A 17,690-nucleotide genomic window follows, 5' to 3' on the forward strand; every position below is an offset into this window, starting at 1 on the left:
TGAAGTAACAAAAGTTATTAGGAAAGATGCACCATATATTATAGAGCTTGCGGGTAATGCTGAAACTTATCAAACTGCAGATATTAAGTCACAAGTTACTGGACAAATATTAAGTGTAAATTTTGATGATGGGCAGGAAATAAAAGCAGATGATTTATTATATGAAATTGATCCTCGTCCATTTCAAAATCAATTACAACAAGCAGAAGCAAGTTTATTAAGCGATACATATAACCTTGAAAACGCTATTAAAGAAGAAGCACGATATAGAAATTTATATAAAGAAAATGCTGTTTCTGAAGAGCAATATTTACAGATGCTTACTAATATGAACGTGCTTAAAGCTGCTGTTGAACGTGATAAAGCTGTTATTGCTGATGCAAATTTACAAATTGAATATTCAAAAATAGTAGCACCTTTTGACGGCAAACTTAGCGAAAGTAATGTAAATATAGAGGGTGTCAGAAAGTTTGTGTAAGTTGTAAAAATAGTTAAGAATAAAAATAACATAAACAACTTACATGGAGCTAATATGAAGAACAATAACAAAGTATCAAATCCAGCTATAGAAAAATTAGTATCAGAAATACTATCACAAAGTGATCCATCTGAAATATTTGGTAAAGAAGGGATATTTCAGGGAATTAAAAAGCAGATAGTAAATAAGATTTTAGAGAAAGAAATGGAATCTCATATAGGTTATGAGAAACATTCTAAAAATGAGAAATACTCAGATAACAGACGTAATGGTAATTATGAAAAGACTCTAATAGATCCAGAAGGTCGTAAATTGACAGTAGAAGTGCCAAGGGATCGGGATGGAGAATTTGAACCTCAACTAATTCCAAAAGGAGTGCGTAAATTTGAAGGATTTGATGATAAAGTAATATCCTTATATGCTCGGGGAATGACCATTAGGGAAATACAAGGGCACTTAGAAGAACTATATGCCACCAAGGTATCATCTGAGTTAATATCAAAGGTAACTGATGGTATTTTAGAGGAAGTAACTGCTTGGCAGAATAGAGCACTTGATAATGTATATCCTATAATGTACTTAGATTGTATTCATGTTAAGGCAAGAGATAATCATGTAATAATAAATAAAGCGGTTTATCTAGCTATTGGAGTGAATATGGAGGGCAAGAAAGAGCTATTAGGAATTTGGATAGGCAAGAATGAAGGGTGTAAATTTTGGATGCAGGTAGTAACAGAACTGAAGAATCGAGGAGTTGCACAAATATATGTTGCATGTGTTGATGGTCTTAAGGGTTTTCCAGAGGCGATAAATAGCATTTTTCCAAAGACGATAGTGCAGTTGTGTATTGTTCATATGGTAAGAAATTCTGTAAAATACGTATCATACAAAGATCTAAAAGCGGTAACAGCTGATTTAAAAGCAGTTTATTCTGCAATAAATGAAGCAGAGGGATTAAGAGAATTACAAAACTTTGCCAAAAAATGGGATGAAAAATATCCAGTTATTTTTGACATATGGCAACGAAATTGGTCTGGCATAGCTCCATTTTTTAGCTTTCCGGAAGACATTAGGAAGGCGATTTACACTACTAATGCTATTGAATCCACTAACCGTCAAATTCGTAAAATTATTAAAAATAAAGGAGTATTTCCAGATGACAAATCGATTCAGAAAATAATCTTTTTGGCGTTGACAAATGCCTCTAAAAAATGGACAATGCCTATTAAGAATTGGGCGATGGCTTTAAATCAATTTGCTATACTTTGTGATACTAATTTACAAAATTGGGCAAATGGAGAAATCGTACTTACACAAAAAATCTGACAGACCCGGAAATTTTAAATATGAATTATTAGAAAATGATTTTTAACAATTTACACAAAAATTATGATTGACTCCCGGACGTTTAATAAATATTTCTGAAATACCCAATTATTTTTCTCCTGTTTTGTGTCATTCCCGCAAAAGCGGGAATCCAGTATAAAGCGAGATAAATCGAGCTTTTTACTGTATAGTTTATTTGTACTTTTAGTTACTGGATTCCTGCTTTCGCAGGAATGACATAAAGTACCTAATCGCTTTCTTTAATTACGACTTCCGTATTGTTATTTAATCTTAACTATCCATTGGTGACTACTATCTATCCCTCTTCTACACCACTTTTGATAACAACAAAATCATCGTTAGCAAAAGCTATTTCTACATTTTTAATTACTGCTTTATTATTTTTATCAACAATAAATACATACGGTCCTTGATCATTGGTTTGTATTGCTTTAGATGGAACTACCAAAGCATCTTTTTCCGTATAGACACTTAAGGAAACACGGACAAATTGACCAGGGCATAATGTTTCATCTTTATTAGGTAGGGTTGCTTTAAGTTTGATAGTACCGCTATTAGAGTCAATTGTATTGTCAATGAATACAATCTCTCCGTCTGTAATTTCTTGACCACTCGAAGTTTTAACTATTAATGATAAATCAGAATTCTTTTGAGATTTATTGATTTTATTTAGATGCTCTTCCGGTACAGGAAAACTAACGTAAATAGATGAAATAGTATTAATAGTTACCAAAGTAGTTAAGCCTGCTTGTGCTAGATTTCCTATATTTAGGGTCTGTCAGATTTTTTGTGTAAGTACGATTTCTCCATTTGCCCAATTTTGTAAATTAGTATCACAAAGTATAGCAAATTGATTTAAAGCCATCGCCCAATTCTTAATAGGCATTGTCCATTTTTTAGAGGCATTTGTCAACGCCAAAAAGATTATTTTCTGAATCGATTTGTCATCTGGAAATACTCCTTTATTTTTAATAATTTTACGAATTTGACGGTTAGTGGATTCAATAGCATTAGTAGTGTAAATCGCCTTCCTAATGTCTTCCGGAAAGCTAAAAAATGGAGCTATGCCAGACCAATTTCGTTGCCATATGTCAAAAATAACTGGATATTTTTCATCCCATTTTTTGGCAAAGTTTTGTAATTCTCTTAATCCCTCTGCTTCATTTATTGCAGAATAAACTGCTTTTAAATCAGCTGTTACCGCTTTTAGATCTTTGTATGATACGTATTTTACAGAATTTCTTACCATATGAACAATACACAACTGCACTATCGTCTTTGGAAAAATGCTATTTATCGCCTCTGGAAAACCCTTAAGACCATCAACACATGCAACATATATTTGTGCAACTCCTCGATTCTTCAGTTCTGTTACTACCTGCATCCAAAATTTACACCCTTCATTCTTGCCTATCCAAATTCCTAATAGCTCTTTCTTGCCCTCCATATTCACTCCAATAGCTAGATAAACCGCTTTATTTATTATTACATGATTATCTCTTGCCTTAACATGAATACAATCTAAGTACATTATAGGATATACATTATCAAGTGCTCTATTCTGCCAAGCAGTTACTTCCTCTAAAATACCATCAGTTACCTTTGATATTAACTCAGATGATACCTTGGTGGCATATAGTTCTTCTAAGTGCCCTTGTATTTCCCTAATGGTCATTCCCCGAGCATATAAGGATATTACTTTATCATCAAATCCTTCAAATTTACTCACTCCTTTTGGAATTAGTTGAGGTTCAAATTCTCCATCCCGATCCCTTGGCACTTCTACTGTCAATTTACGACCTTCTGGATCTATTAGAGTCTTTTCATAATTACCATTACGTCTGTTATCTGAGTATTTCTCATTTTTAGAATGTTTCTCATAACCTATATGAGATTCCATTTCTTTCTCTAAAATCTTATTTACTATCTGCTTTTTAATTCCCTGAAATATCCCTTCTTTACCAAATATTTCAGATGGATCACTTTGTGATAGTATTTCTGATACTAATTTTTCTATAGCTGGATTTGATACTTTGTTATTGTTCTTCATATTAGCTCCATGTAAGTTGTTTATGTTATTTTTATTCTTAACTATTTTTACAACTTACACAAACTTCCTGACACCCTCTTTGCGTCCGCTAAATCCATTTGGGATGAAGCTACTCAAAGACTTCTTGCTGTCTGAAATCTAAAAATATAGTACTTTGTGACACTAATTTACTTAACTTGACGGTGCCGCTAATGCCTTTTAAATACTGTACTAACTTGCTAAGAGATATTTGCGGCTTATATGAGATAAACATATGTACGTGATCACATGATATTTTCCCTGAAATTATATGTACTTCATGTTCCATACAAATCTGCCTCAGTAAATCTCTAGTCCTTTCCGATACTTTGCCTATCAATATTCTCTTCCTATATTTTGGTATCCATATAAGATGCACTTTTAAATCATACTGACTATGACTATTCTTTCTATAACTTCTCATATTTCTTGATATAAATTCATTGATAAAGCAATTTCATTATATCTTCCCTTCGCCTAAAGGCGAAGGATTTTTGATCCCCGAAGGGGGACATTAAATGATTATGGCATTATTGTTACTTGTTTATTAGCTGAAAGTGTTAATAAATCTATATTAAGTTTTTTGTCATTTAAAAAAGGTAATAAAATATTAGATTTTTTATCATCTTATTTATTAGATAACGCTTCTGAAGCTCTTAAAGAAACTATGCCGAAAGAGTTTATAGATAAATATAACATGACTAATGCTGTGAAATTACTCAGCAATGAAGAAATAAAAAGTTATTTGAAAGAATATGTAGGAGCCAATCAACAACCTACTCATAAAGATACTACAACTGCTATTCATGAAGAAGAAAATATTGAAACTATGGGAGGCGATGTAGCACCTGCGACTTAATATTTACAATTTTATTGCAATATAGATTTGACCTTATTTAAAGAATTTGTTAAAGCTAGTACGAGATAAATTTTATATTTCGTACTAGTTTTATATTAATTAAATATCAAAACTCCATTCTATTCCAATATCCCCTAAAACTTTTTCAGCTTCATTAACTTCTGACTTTATTGCTTGATAATTATTATTATATTCTTCAAATAATGAAGTTAAAGGAGAAATATTTAAAAATTTATTTACATTCTTACATAAGGTATTAGTATACTTAACTTTTTCTACTTCAGGATCATTTAATACTTTTTGTATTTTATCAGTTAGTATAGGTAAATTATTTTGTAAATCTTGTACTATTGCACTTGTATCAAATTCTGCTGCTTCTAAGCTTTTAAGATATTTTTGACCATCTATAATAACATTTAAACAAGTGTCTACAGTTGATTTAACCTTTACGTATTTATTATCTAAAAACTTTCTTAGTTTAGAAATATTTCTTTCATCATTTGCTATTAGTATTAATGGTAAATACGGAATTACACTTTCTGGATTATTTTTATAATGCTCAATAGAAGATTTAAATTGCTCTTGGTTTAATTTTTCATAGTTAGGGACTTCAATTTTATGCGGAACAGTGAAGAACTTTAGATTTCCCTGAATAAATTCTTGAACTTTTTGATCAATTTCTTTTTCTACTTTATTATCAATAAAATTTAAAAATACCTTACGCGATAATACATTTATAAGATCCGGATTTAATAATTTTTTAATTTCATTAGTTAATATATCTGTATCTTCTTCAAAAGAACTTATTATATTATTAAGCTTATTTACTAAAGGTTCAAACTTGATAAATTTAGTTATTTTATTGCCGTAATTATTCAAAACTTTTTTTAATTTTTCAGGGGTTTTACATTCAGCTAATAGATATTTTTCAAAATTATCATAATGATATTCTTTAAAATTATTTGCAATATTAACAAAGTCTAATAAAATTCCTGCTTCGGATTTTTGGGATATTTCAATTTTATCGTTATTTGCTATTAAAAAACAAAATCTTTTTAAAGCTAAATCTTTTGTATCTACCACACTTCTTGCTTCATATTCTAATTTTTGTGGGTTTTGTACTAATATAGATAAAGTATGACTGCCATTAATTACTTTCAACATCTTTTGTTTATTAGATTCTAAGGTTACTGCACTACAAGATCCATTTTTATAAGGATCTTGTGTAGAATATAAAGATTCAATAAATTCTTTATATTCATTTAAATTAATTCCTCCCGCTACATAAAGTAATTCAATAAGCTCTACATCGATACTATTGAAAATTTTTACTCCAAAATTTCCGCTGGGATATTCTTTTTGTAAACTTTTTTGGTGAAACATACCATCAATGCCAGAAGATACATTGTATAAATTTTTTTGAAAGATTTTCTTTGCTAAACTTTTTACCTGCTTCGTGTCTAGTTTAGGTAAATATTCTTCTACTACAGATAATAATTCCTTTTTCTCTTCTAATGTTGGGCTATCAATTTTAATTATAACATCTATAAAAATTTTAATAATTTCTTCTGGCTTAAGTAATACTAAAGTTTTTTGAATTAATTCATGGTTAAAGAATTTTGCTTTTAGTGCTATTTGTAACACATTTTTTTTATCTTTATTTGTATGTAATAATTGATCTCTCAGCAAACTTTTTTCTTCTAAATAATCAAGCATAAAACTTACAGATTGAGGCAAAGCAGCTCTTGCAGCTTCAATTAATGGCGTATCTTTATCCGCATCTTGACAAGTAAAGCAGTTAATTGGAATATTTTTTTCTTTAAATAATTCTAATATGGCAATGGCTTTTTTATCATGCTCATTTATATCTTCTGGCTTCTTATGCTGATCTTCTCCATAGAAAAGATACATTATAACATTATTTCCATGCGTGTTTACATCGGCAGTGCTAGCTCCTTCATTTAATAATATTTCTATGATATCTTTATGAAGATATCTGCAAGCTCTCATAAATAATGTATCTTGATTTGCTTGTGATCTTTCATTAATCAAACCTGGATTCATAGCTATTAATTCCAATAATTCACTTGGTTTATTTTCCATTACATATTTAAAAGCATCTTGTCTTATATTATCTGGTATTTTAGTCATACTATCATCCTTAACTTAAATTAATTATAGCTAACAAATAATTATAGCTAACAAAAATTAATAATCAAGAACTAATTACCATAAAATATAAGCTTTAATAAAATTTGTCTTGGATTTTAAATATGCTATATTCGATATAAAAAACGATATTTATGATTTCTAATATTTCTTTTTTACAGGATTTTGCTGAATTTATTATAAGTAAATTTGGTAAGGATAATTTGCGTAAAGAACTCAAGATAATATTACCAAATAGTCGTTCTTGCACCGAGTTAAAGGGACTTTTGACTGATAATTATAATGTGCAGGATTTACCTATTATTATCCCATTCAATGGTATTATTTCAAAAAAAGATTCTTCGGAAGATTATATGTCTAAAATGGAAGAATTATTTACTTTGTCAAAAATAATTACCGAATATAAAAAATTAGATTTTACTCCTGAGGAAGCATTAAAAACTGCCGGAATTTTAAATAAGCTATTTGCTGATTTAGTAAATAATAATGTCGATATAAAATTAATTGAGACTTACAATAATTCAGAATATTGGCAGAATATTTATAAATTCTTAGAACATAGCTTTTTAAAATGGCAAAAAAATGAAAAACAAAGCAGTAATAATTATAAATTAAAATTGCTTTTGGAAGAGATAACAAGAACCAAAAACAGCAGTAAAAAGGTAATATTAGCCGGCATATTTAAGCCTGATTCTTTCTTAAAAAAATATGAAGAAGAACTGCAAATAATTAAATATAATGAGATAAAACTAGCTCACAATAATATATATTATTATGAGCCTACGGATATTTATGAAGAAGCTGAGCAGATAGCTCACATATGTAAGCTGAATGCGGATAAAAAAATAGCTATTGTTACAAATAACGATAAATTGAAAAGGATATATTGTAACTATTTAGATAAATATGAGTTAGTGTTTGAAGATTTGATCGGTAATGATCTAAAACTAACAAATGTAAGTAGCTTACTAATATCTATCATTAATATATTATGTAATAATTTTGATTTGAAACTCTTATTTTTACTACTTAAAAACCCTTTAATAAACTGCACTAATGTTCAAAAACTTGAGTTATTATTGTCAGGTAAAAATCGTTTTATATCTTCACCAAAATATTTACTACAATTACAATTTGATAGTGAGGAACTAAAAATTTATTGTCATAATTTAGTAGATATTTTATTTGCTACAAAACCTTATAATATCAATGATATATTAGTAGTTTCTAAAGAAATAGCTGAAAAGCTTTTACCAGAAATTTGGGGAAAAGAGGGAGGAGCTGAGCTATTAGAATTTTTAAATAATTTAATAGAGTTTAGCGGTAGTATAAACACCAGTAAAAAAGATTTTCCTAAAATTTTTACTCTATTACTTTCTAGTATTAAATATTATAAAAATATTGAATCTAAGATAGTTATTGGCTCACCTGAAGAACTTGCTTTATCTCGTTTCGATCTAGTTATATTACCACATTTCAATAGCGATAATTGGGATGCTGCCGCTACTACTCACCCTTATTTAAGCAAGGAAGCAAAGCAAATATTGAATATAGATTATGATGAAATTAACCCCCAAATATACTCAAATTATTTTGATTTATTATTACAAAATGAAGAAGTAATCATATTAAATGCAAAAAAATATGCCAGAAAATTATCCACTCCTTGTAATTTATTTTTAAAGCTGCAAAATGTCACTCAGAATAAAAGTGTCATACCGCGACTTGATCGCGGTATCTTTGAAAGTATATTTCTGGATCCCGTGGACACACCACGGGATGACAATAGAAAAAAAGCAGCACACAGTACTTTTTTCCCAAATATATTATCTGTAACGGATATAGAAACCTTAATCAGGAATCCATATGGTTTTTATGCTAAGAACATCCTGAAGCTACGGACTCAAGATAAGATATGGGAAGAGCCAAAAATATCAGATTTTGGAAACTTTATTCATAAAGTTTTAGAAGAATATTCTAAAAATTATGACCAGCAAAATATGCTTGATAAACAGCAAGCTTTGCTAAATATTGGCAATAATATTTTACATAGCACTATTCTCCCTACATATACAAAGAAAACTTGGCAAACAAAACTAACACTACTGAGTAAAGCTTTTATTCTATTTGATATGGAACGCAGAAAAAATTGTCAAAAAATTTATTTTGAAATTAAGGGAGAGCTGAACTTAAATATATCAGGACAGACTATAAAAATAATTGGTATAGCTGACCGAATTGAAATCAGTAAATCAAACCGCATAACTATATTAGATTATAAAACTGGTACTATCCCAACTAAAAAAGAAATAGAGCTAGGACTTTCACCACAGCTTATTATAGAAAGTTTAATGATACTCGAAAACGGCTTTAATATACTATTTCATTCCCACGAAAGCGGGAATCCATTTATGAATGATATATACTCAAATGATTTGGAGAATTGGAATGTAAAACAAGGGGCAAACACGCACAGCCTATACTTAATAGGTAAGCATGTGAGTTCCCCGAAGTTTTGCAGAGCCAATTCTTTAAAGCAGAAGAGTATAACAATTGCCTATGTAAAAATAACCAGCACCGAGCCTTATGTACAAACAACAGAAATAAGTTTAAGCATGGAAACACTAGAAAAACATAAACAAGGATTAATAAGACTGCTTGAATATTATGTTAAAAACAAGTCCTTTGTTTATGATTTGAATATGTCAAAATATAATGATTATTTGCATTTGAGGGGGTAGTATTTGTTATTATGATGAAAGCGTTATTATATAAATCAAACTCTGTCATCCCACGACTTGATCAATAGCACCGCACAGTTTTTGTTTTATGTCATTCTAGCTGCGGCGGGAATCCAGTAACTTTAGTGTCACCCCGTGGCTTGACCACGGTATCCAGAAAAGCAACTTTTAATACTAATAATTTTAGTATTTTAAGCTGGATCCCGCTACAAGCACGCGGGATGACAGAGGAAAAATTGATTCACGCAAGCAAGCCTTAAGCGGGAATGACATCGCATCCATGCAACAACACGTGCCTATCCTTATAATGACTTCACACTATTTAACTAGATATAAGCACCATCATGATCAGGAAATAGTGCGAGCAATACAAGATAATTACCATCTCTATATACTGTGCCACGATATTTTTGTGAAAATCTAAATGAATATATATTATTACCTTTTGATGTTGTTTTTGAGGTAATTAATTCCCACCTTATACCTTTATCTTTATATAATTCTTCCCATTCTAATTGTTTGATTTTCTTTAAAGTAGTAAGTAAAGCACGTTGCTCTTGCTTTTCTATACTAAATAATTGTTCTTGAAAAACAGGATAATTCATATCTAGTAATATTTTAGTCATTTTGTACCAAATCTACTATTTCATCAAAATTTTCATGCCTTTTATTTGTTTCTGCCCATTTTATAGCTCTATCAATTATCTCATTGTTATTTTTATTATAAAGCCACATTTCATTATCAGGAATAAATTTACCAGGTTTAATTATTATAGTACCATCTATTAACGTTAAAACTTGGATTTGCTTACCAGCATATTTTTTCCCAAGTGATACCTGCCCGTTAGCTCCAACTTGCTTTATTGTTTCTATGTGACTTTCTGCTATCATAATATTTTATTTACAAAATTCCTATTTTCCTATTTTAGTATATTTGTGTGTATAAAGCAATAGGAGTTATCACAAATCCATTATCAACTTAAATTTTTCACCATTACCGATAATTTTACTATCTGTGTTATAAATAATTGGATCATTAATTTTCTCATGACCGAATCTATCAGTTTTAAATACCAGTACTTTTAAATTATTTGCAAAATTACGCAGCACTAACATTGTGAGTTTAGAATCTTTATCAAACGTGCCAAATATTATAGCCTTAATATTTTCAAGTAATCCAGCTTGTTTTAATTGGATTAAAGCACGATCTAACTGATAAGGAGCTACATTTATATCTTCTAAAAAAAGAATTTTACCAGCGGTTTTTATTTGCCATCTAGTCCCTATACTACTTAACACCATAGTTAGGTTACCACCGGTTAGCTTGCCGCTAACAAGTTCGGTTGGTTTGGCTACATTGTTAAGAGCTGCTAAATCATTTATGACCGCTTGTTTTACTTTACCTTGCAATATTTCAGCAAGTTTTATCAAGTTACCTTGATCTTGTTCAGGTTTTAGCAAACCAGCTACATTAGTACCATGTATTGTTTTCCATCCCCATTCTTGTGATAGGAAAAGATGCAAAGCCGTTATATCACTATATCCTATAAAAAATTTTTCCTTATTTGGTTTTGGAAGTTTTAATAAATCAGGAATTAATCTTGCTGACCCGTAACCACCTCTTAAACTCCATACTATATTGCTAGATTCATTATATAAGGCATCTTTCAAACAATTAAATCTTATCTCATCAGTACTTGCTAAAAATGGCAAATCACCTTTGCTAAAACATTTAGCCGGCATATTTAAGTTAAGAGTTTTGATATTTTTTAAATCAGATAAAGTTTTGCTATCAGCACCTGAAGCCGGTGCAACAACATTAATTGGAATATTTTTTAATGGTTGGGGTACTGTAGCTTGTGAAAAAACTGATAATGAAGAAAATAGTAACATTAATGAAATTAGATTTTTAAGTTTCATGATATTTATTATTAGAGTTTTACTATTATGTCATACCTAGCTAGAGCTTGCTCTTTTGTATGGCTTTAAAAAGGCACTCGATATCATCTAGTTGTTTGGAAACTAGATCTAGAAAATAATAAAAATACTAATTTTATTAGTATTTTTAACTGGATCCTGTGAATAAATCACAGGATGACAGGAAGAACTGATACGCCGCTGGAATGACGACGTAAGGCAAGGCTTATGATAGAATTTTAAGCTGAAAAATCTAAATAAGAATACTGATCACCACCCATAATATTCATTTCTTCACTTTTAAATTGATCAATATTAAAACCAAGATACTCTTCAAATATATCAGTTGTTCCTATTCTTTCGGATATTGTATTTATATCATCAAAGTTTTTAGAACCTTTAAAATAATCATAAGCTAACTTCAATGTTACTTCTTTTTTCATAACTTCACTAGTTTCAGATGGTAACATTTTTAAAAGAAGATCGAATTCTTTTGTATTTTCTTTATATAGTAGCTCTAAGAATTTTTTAAATTCAACTTCTTTACCATTAATAAGCGTTACTTTTTGATCATTTGTTTGCTGTGTCGGTACAGTAATATTATATTGCTTAATATTATCATCAAGTGCATTTTTAGTATTAGCATTAAGTTCAGATACTAACTTTTGATATAAATCTGGATTATTTTTAGCTTCCAAAACTTCTATTATTTTCTTAAATGCCTCAACTTGATCTGAATTGCTGCCAGTAGTGCTTGTCAACCAATTCCATTTAAAAGGTTGAGTACTCTCCCCACTAGATGGAACTTTAAGGTTAGCGTGTTCATCATCATACCCTATTCCAATTGCTGAAAGTTTCCCTTTATAAAAAGCTATATCCTTGCTTAATTCATTACGGGCTTCCTTAACCACTTCTGTTGCTTGATCCCTAACTCTTTATTACTTCTCTTTCTATTTTTTTAAGAATTTTGGCATAACTTTCTCCTTAATTTACTAATTACATACCCACACCATAGTCATATTTTATGATTATGTCAAACAAAACATTAACATAAATTAACTTTTTGATATATCGCAAGCGTGCAAATCCTGTTTAAACTTGAATGTATTATTTTTATTTAAAATCGTGCGATAAATCTGAATATTCTCAAGAACTCTTTGAACATAATCTCTTGTTTCTCGGTAAGGTATAAGTTCCATCCAGTCGATAACTTTTCTCATATCTTTGATATTCCTTGGATCACCAAATCTATCTATCCATTTTGCAACATTATGACTACCAGCATTATAAGAGGCAATCGATAAAATATAAGATCCACGATGATCACCCAGTAATTGTTTAAAATGATGAGTACCAAGTTTAATATTATATGCAGGATTTCTAGTTAAATCTGCTACACTACATTTTAGGCTTATAGATTTAGCGGTTTCACAAGCAGTTTTTTCAATAAGTTGCATTAAGCCCATAGCATTTGCACTACTTACCGCTTTATGATCAAAAACAGATTCTTGCCTAATAATCCCATAAGCTAAATGAGGATCAATAGGAAGCCCTGCTAGATTATAAGGAGTTGGGAAAGCACAATTTGGAATGAAAATATTATTTTGAGCAGCAATTTTTGCGACATCAACCATATAGTTAGCATTATTAGTTGATTTAATAATATTTGTGATTACTAAAATTTCAGCAGGGTTTTTAGTCTCTTTAATAGCAGCTTTAGAATATATAACAGCTAATTTATTTTTATTATATTTAACTAATAATCTTATTGCTTTAATAATATCTTTATTTTCAATAGTTTTTCTTTCTTCATTACTAACTATAGGTACAGGAGGCAATACTAAATTAGTTTTATTTAACTCAATATTTGCTACCTGACCATAAAAGGTAAAAGAGTATTTAGCAGCCTGTTCATAAAATTGTTTAGCAGTTTGTTTATTGCCTTTTGCTTCATAACTTCGTCCTAACCAATAATACCCACGTGCTAAGCTAATTGGAGTTTTAACAATTTTGATAAATTTATTAAAATGTGCTAATGCTTGATCAGGCTTCTTTAAAAAGCTTAGAGACAACCATCCAGCCATCCACTCTTGCTCTCTTATCGTTTCAGGACAGGTAGCAAAAGGCAAAGATGCTATTTTGTAGCTATTAGCAAAATCTTTATAATCGATAAACTCACGAGCATAGTAGAGCTGCAAGCGACACCATTTAGCAAAATGTTTACGATTATTCTTTGCTTTCTTAAATAAAGTAATAATTTCGCTAGTTGGTTTTTGCTTTTTCTTAGAATCTAAATAACGATATAACAAACCAGAAGTATAATATTTTTCAGGGACTTTTCTGAAAAGCTTTTCAGCATTTGGTGATTTATTTATAATAGCAATTTGGGTTCTAAAGGAGTTTTGATAATTACGATCTACATATTTTAGTGATTGCTCAGCTGATCTAATATCAGACTTCCAAAGATGTTCTTCTATTCGTTCTAAATGATCATTTGTGGTTAAATATTTCTTCCATCTGCTATAATATGCACTTTCTTCTTCAGGGCTAAAATCTGCATATATCCAAGCATCTTTAATAATGGGTAATAATATTTTTTGATCATTAACTAAGCTACTTGCAGCCAACGCATAATATTTATAACCTTTACCAGTAAGAGGCGGATGCTTACTAAACCATTCAAAAATGGTTTTTTTATTTGTATTGCTATTTAAGTATATTTCTGCTTTTTCTTCTAATAGCTTACTTTGAGGCCAATTTGGATTATCGCATAAAAACTTAATTACTTGCTCAAAGCTATTATTTGGATAATCGCTATCTAAAAATCTTTGCGAAACAACAATTTTTGTTAAAGCTTTGTTATTTAACTCCTTAGATAACTGCTCTGCCTGTGACCAATTTTTTTGGTCTATATATAAAAAAGCTTGCTCAATATTATTGTCAGGCTCAGCAAATACTTTAAAACTTGCTGCTAATGAGAGTAAAATAATAATTGGTAATTTTTTTATTATTTTCATATTTTTTAAATATATTCAGTTTTTCTATCATCCCGTGATTTATTCGGCATTGCCAGCGTGGATCGAAAAATGTCCTATATGTCATTCCTGCGAAAGCAGGAATGACATCGGAACCACGCAATAATGCTTCCTCGCAATGACGATTTGGTATCCACGCAGGGCAAGCCTTAAGCGGGAATAACATTGGAGCCACAAGCAACTAGATGACAATTAAATATTTATAGTTCTTTTATCCACACCAAGAGCTGCTTCTTTGATTGCCTCGCTTAAAGTTGGATGGGCGTGGCAAGTTCTTGCTATGTCTTCTGCAGCTGCACCAAATTCCATATAAGCCGTAAGCTCGGCTATTAGAGTTCCTGCATCAGCCCCGATAATATGAGCCCCTAAAACCTTATCAGTTTTACTATCGGCAAGAATCTTCACCATCCCTTCAGTTCTACCTACTGCCCTTGCTCTACTATTAGCTAAAAACGGAAACTTACCTACTTTATAGCTAACTCCTCTTTCCTTTAATTGCTCTTCAGTTTCACCAACACTTGCTACTTCAGGGGAAGTATATATTACGCTTGGGATCAGGTTGTAATTTACATGACCCGCCTGCCCTGCCATAATTTCAGCGGCAGCTATCGCCTCTTCTTCAGCCTTGTGTGCAAGCATAGTACCTTTTACAGCATCACCAACTGCGTAAATATTTGGTACAACAGTTTGAAAATGCTCGTTAATCTCGATTCTACCTTGTTTATCTGTAGCAATGCCGACAGCTTCAAGACCTAAATTTTGCGTGTAAGCTTTTCTGCCGACTGCCATAAGTACTACATCCGAAGTTATTACAGAGCTTTTACCCCCCTCCTCGATTGTAAGGTTAACTTTACCAGATTTTACTTCTGCAGATAATACTTTAGTGTTTAGCTTAAATTCTATACCTTGTTTCTGTTGAAGCTTCATAAACTGGCTAGCCACTTCCTTATCAAGCATCGGTACAATACTAGGTGCAAATTCAATTACTGTTACTTTAGAACCCAAACGCCTCCAAACAGAGCCAAGCTCTAAACCGATATAACCGCCGCCAACTACTATTAAATTTTCAGGCACTTTTGAAAGCTTTAAAGCACCGGTCGAAGAGACGATAAATTCTTCATCAATCTTAATATTTGGGATTTCTATTACACTAGAACCGGTAGCAATTAGGATATTTTTAGCCGAAATCTGTTCACCACCTACTTCAATAATATTATTGGATATAATTTTAGCTTCACCTTTTATTCTGGTAATTTTGTTTTTAGCAAATAAACCCTCTATGCCTTTTGTAAGGTCTGAAACCACTTTATCTTTATTAGCGAGCATTTTTTGTAAATCTAGCTTCACTTCCGCAGTAATACCAATATTCTCAAAATGCTTTAAAGCTTCTTCATATTTTTCAGAAGAATTAAGCAGTGCTTTAGAAGGTATACACCCTATATTTAGACATGTACCACCGAGCGTATCATTCTTTTCAATGCATGCTACTTTCATACCAAGTTGTGCGGCTCTTATACTACCAGTATAACCAGCAGGACCGCTTCCTATTACTACTAAATCAAATTCTTGCATATATACCTTATAAATATTATCAATAACTGTATGTCATCCCATGGCTCATTAATGTCACCCCGTGGCTTGTACCTTCGGGGTCTTTTGTTATGGACTGTGTCCTAAGATCCCGCTACAAGCGTGCGGGATGACATAGGAAAAACCCATCTTAAACCCTAAAAATACAGCATTCTAGTTCTTATAACAACTTTAATCTTATACTATTTTTACTAGGTGAAGCAATAAAACTAATTAAGGTAATGTTATCTTCAAAGCCATTTTTGTAATTTTGTAGCAAAGAATACATTTCTTTAGAAATAGCGTAATCTTGACGTAGAATTAACGAGTTTGACTCGCCTATATTTTTTATCTCCCTCATTAACTCTAACGGATTATCAAATTTCAGCTCTATATTTTCGTAATCAACAATTACTTCATTGAAGCCTGCTTGTGATAATAAGATTGGAACGTGATCGAAATGAATAAAAGGCGAGATATGAGGAGAATGTTGAGAGCTACTTTCTATCTCAAGCTCTATTAGAGATTTACGCAAATTTTGAAGGCTGCTACCTCCAATAAAATTACCAACAAAAACACCATCGTTTTTTAGGAACTTTCTTATATTAAACAAAAAACGCTGTACGTCATTTATAGAGTGCAAACCTAAAGAATAAACTATTAAATCAAATGAATTTTCTGAAAACTCTAAATGCTCCTCATCAATACATAACTTATTATCATGCTCAAATGAATCAAGCAATAAAGGCGACATATCGATGGCAGTAATTTTAGTATCCCTATAAACAGTCTTTAATAATTTAGTCAGATAACCACACTTAGCTGATATTTCCAAAATATTAGAAAAATTTTTATCGATCATTTTCAAACGATCAATTAGATCATCTGCTGCCTGCTTTATAAATAAGCTGTTACTAATTCCAACTACTGCATTATTGCGGTTATTTTTTATATTTACTCTATTGAATATATAACTCTCTCAATTTATCTTATATTTTTTTTTACTTTCTTTTCTAAAGTCGCTTTATCTTCTACCATCCAATTAATGACAGCGGGTGTATCACCATTTATGAGATCCTGAATACGCTTTCTTTTTCTTGCAGTATGAATATCATCACCACTAATTCTTTCTACTATTTCAAAATTATCCCTAATACCTTTAATTTGAATCTGATCATCAGGTAATGAAATTTGTAATTTTTTCTTTTCTGTATCTTGTTTTTTATTTTTTACTAACGAGTCACTGCAATTATAATTTTCAGAAATATTTACCAAAATTTTATTTGGTAAATCCTCTAGCTTCTTATCGTCTGCTAAAATTTTATAACTATTTAAACATAATAATGATGCTAATATAAATTTTCTAAACATAGGGCATACCTGATTATATTGATTCTATTAAAATAAATTAATAAGCTTAGAATGCAAGTATTAATGACTGATTAATTATTTATTACGTGAAAGTAACACGGTATCATTATAATATCTTTAGTTTATAATTTTCACT

Annotated in this window: 16 protein-coding genes; 4 read left to right on the forward strand and 12 right to left on the reverse strand. The window is 30.6% G+C overall.

All coding sequences use genetic code 11. From position 1 onward, the window contains the following. Positions 1–40 precede the first annotated feature (40 nt). Together BA173_RS06985 and BA173_RS06990 are read left to right on the forward strand one after the other, a co-directional pair. Positions 41–478, forward strand: coding sequence for an efflux RND transporter periplasmic adaptor subunit (locus tag BA173_RS06985; protein WP_232505999.1), 438 nt, complete (start codon positions 41–43; stop codon positions 476–478). Positions 479–532: 54 nt separating this feature from the next. Beyond that, on the forward strand, positions 533–1,804 hold the full coding sequence (locus BA173_RS06990; protein ID WP_068042377.1) for an IS256 family transposase: 1,272 nt from the start codon (positions 533–535) through the stop codon (positions 1,802–1,804). Between the two features lie 316 nt (positions 1,805–2,120). Here BA173_RS06990 and BA173_RS06995 read toward each other — a convergent pair whose 3' ends face one another. The 3 genes from BA173_RS06995 to tnpA form a co-directional block, all read right to left on the reverse strand. Next, positions 2,121–2,591 carry an efflux RND transporter periplasmic adaptor subunit gene (locus BA173_RS06995; protein ID WP_095568333.1) on the reverse strand — a complete coding sequence of 157 codons (471 nt, stop codon included), beginning with the start codon at positions 2,589–2,591 and terminating at the stop codon, positions 2,121–2,123. A gap of 12 nt (positions 2,592–2,603) precedes the next feature. Beyond that, positions 2,604–3,875: an IS256 family transposase gene (locus tag BA173_RS07000; RefSeq protein ID WP_157738101.1), complete on the reverse strand. Its 1,272-nt coding sequence runs from the start codon at positions 3,873–3,875 to the stop codon at positions 2,604–2,606. A 109-nt stretch (positions 3,876–3,984) separates the two neighbouring features. After that, positions 3,985–4,317, reverse strand: coding sequence for an IS200/IS605 family transposase (gene tnpA, locus BA173_RS07005; protein WP_232505927.1), 333 nt, complete (start codon positions 4,315–4,317; stop codon positions 3,985–3,987). A 159-nt stretch (positions 4,318–4,476) separates the two neighbouring features. Here tnpA and BA173_RS07010 point away from each other — a divergent pair, with 159 nt between their 5' ends. After that, the gene (locus BA173_RS07010) at positions 4,477–4,752 is read left to right on the forward strand and encodes a hypothetical protein (protein WP_016948228.1); all 276 of its coding nucleotides are present in this window, start codon (positions 4,477–4,479) and stop codon (positions 4,750–4,752) included. Between the two features lie 99 nt (positions 4,753–4,851). Here BA173_RS07010 and BA173_RS07015 read toward each other — a convergent pair whose 3' ends face one another. Next, positions 4,852–6,903: an ankyrin repeat domain-containing protein gene (locus BA173_RS07015; RefSeq protein ID WP_016948229.1), complete on the reverse strand. Its 2,052-nt coding sequence runs from the start codon at positions 6,901–6,903 to the stop codon at positions 4,852–4,854. 152 nt (positions 6,904–7,055) lie between these two features. Between BA173_RS07015 and BA173_RS07020 the strand changes: the two genes are divergently transcribed. Continuing rightward, a complete protein-coding gene (locus BA173_RS07020) occupies positions 7,056–9,662 on the forward strand; it encodes a PD-(D/E)XK nuclease family protein (RefSeq protein ID WP_016948230.1) in 2,607 nt (868 codons plus the stop codon). A 326-nt stretch (positions 9,663–9,988) separates the two neighbouring features. Here the strand turns inward: BA173_RS07020 and BA173_RS07030 are convergent, their stop codons facing one another. The 8 genes from BA173_RS07030 to BA173_RS07065 form a co-directional block, all read right to left on the reverse strand. Further along, positions 9,989–10,288, reverse strand: a complete 300-nt coding sequence (locus BA173_RS07030) for a hypothetical protein (protein ID WP_016948231.1) — start codon at positions 10,286–10,288, stop codon at positions 9,989–9,991. Beyond that, a complete protein-coding gene (locus tag BA173_RS07035) occupies positions 10,281–10,553 on the reverse strand; it encodes a hypothetical protein (RefSeq protein ID WP_011477251.1) in 273 nt (90 codons plus the stop codon). The genes BA173_RS07030 and BA173_RS07035 overlap by 8 nt, the downstream gene beginning before the upstream one ends. Positions 10,554–10,622: 69 nt before the next feature. Continuing rightward, positions 10,623–11,582 carry an LD-carboxypeptidase gene (locus BA173_RS07040; protein WP_016948232.1) on the reverse strand — a complete coding sequence of 320 codons (960 nt, stop codon included), beginning with the start codon at positions 11,580–11,582 and terminating at the stop codon, positions 10,623–10,625. A gap of 236 nt (positions 11,583–11,818) precedes the next feature. After that, entirely contained in the window at positions 11,819–12,490 is a 672-nt protein-coding gene (locus tag BA173_RS07045) for a hypothetical protein (RefSeq protein ID WP_016948233.1), read from the reverse strand. Positions 12,491–12,634: 144 nt separating this feature from the next. Next, positions 12,635–14,596 carry a lytic transglycosylase domain-containing protein gene (locus BA173_RS07050; protein ID WP_068041453.1) on the reverse strand — a complete coding sequence of 654 codons (1,962 nt, stop codon included), beginning with the start codon at positions 14,594–14,596 and terminating at the stop codon, positions 12,635–12,637. Positions 14,597–14,806: 210 nt separating this feature from the next. Then, on the reverse strand, positions 14,807–16,186 hold the full coding sequence (gene lpdA, locus BA173_RS07055) for a dihydrolipoyl dehydrogenase (protein WP_016948235.1): 1,380 nt from the start codon (positions 16,184–16,186) through the stop codon (positions 14,807–14,809). A 178-nt stretch (positions 16,187–16,364) separates the two neighbouring features. Further along, positions 16,365–17,153, reverse strand: a complete 789-nt coding sequence (locus BA173_RS07060; RefSeq protein WP_083198517.1) for a methyltransferase domain-containing protein — start codon at positions 17,151–17,153, stop codon at positions 16,365–16,367. A gap of 14 nt (positions 17,154–17,167) precedes the next feature. Further along, complete coding sequence (locus tag BA173_RS07065) at positions 17,168–17,554, reverse strand: hypothetical protein (protein ID WP_068041450.1); 387 nt, start codon at positions 17,552–17,554, stop codon at positions 17,168–17,170. Between the last annotated feature and the right edge of the window lie 136 nt (positions 17,555–17,690).

Source organism: Rickettsia sp. MEAM1 (Bemisia tabaci), assembly GCF_002285905.1.
GTDB lineage: Bacteria > Pseudomonadota > Alphaproteobacteria > Rickettsiales > Rickettsiaceae > Rickettsia.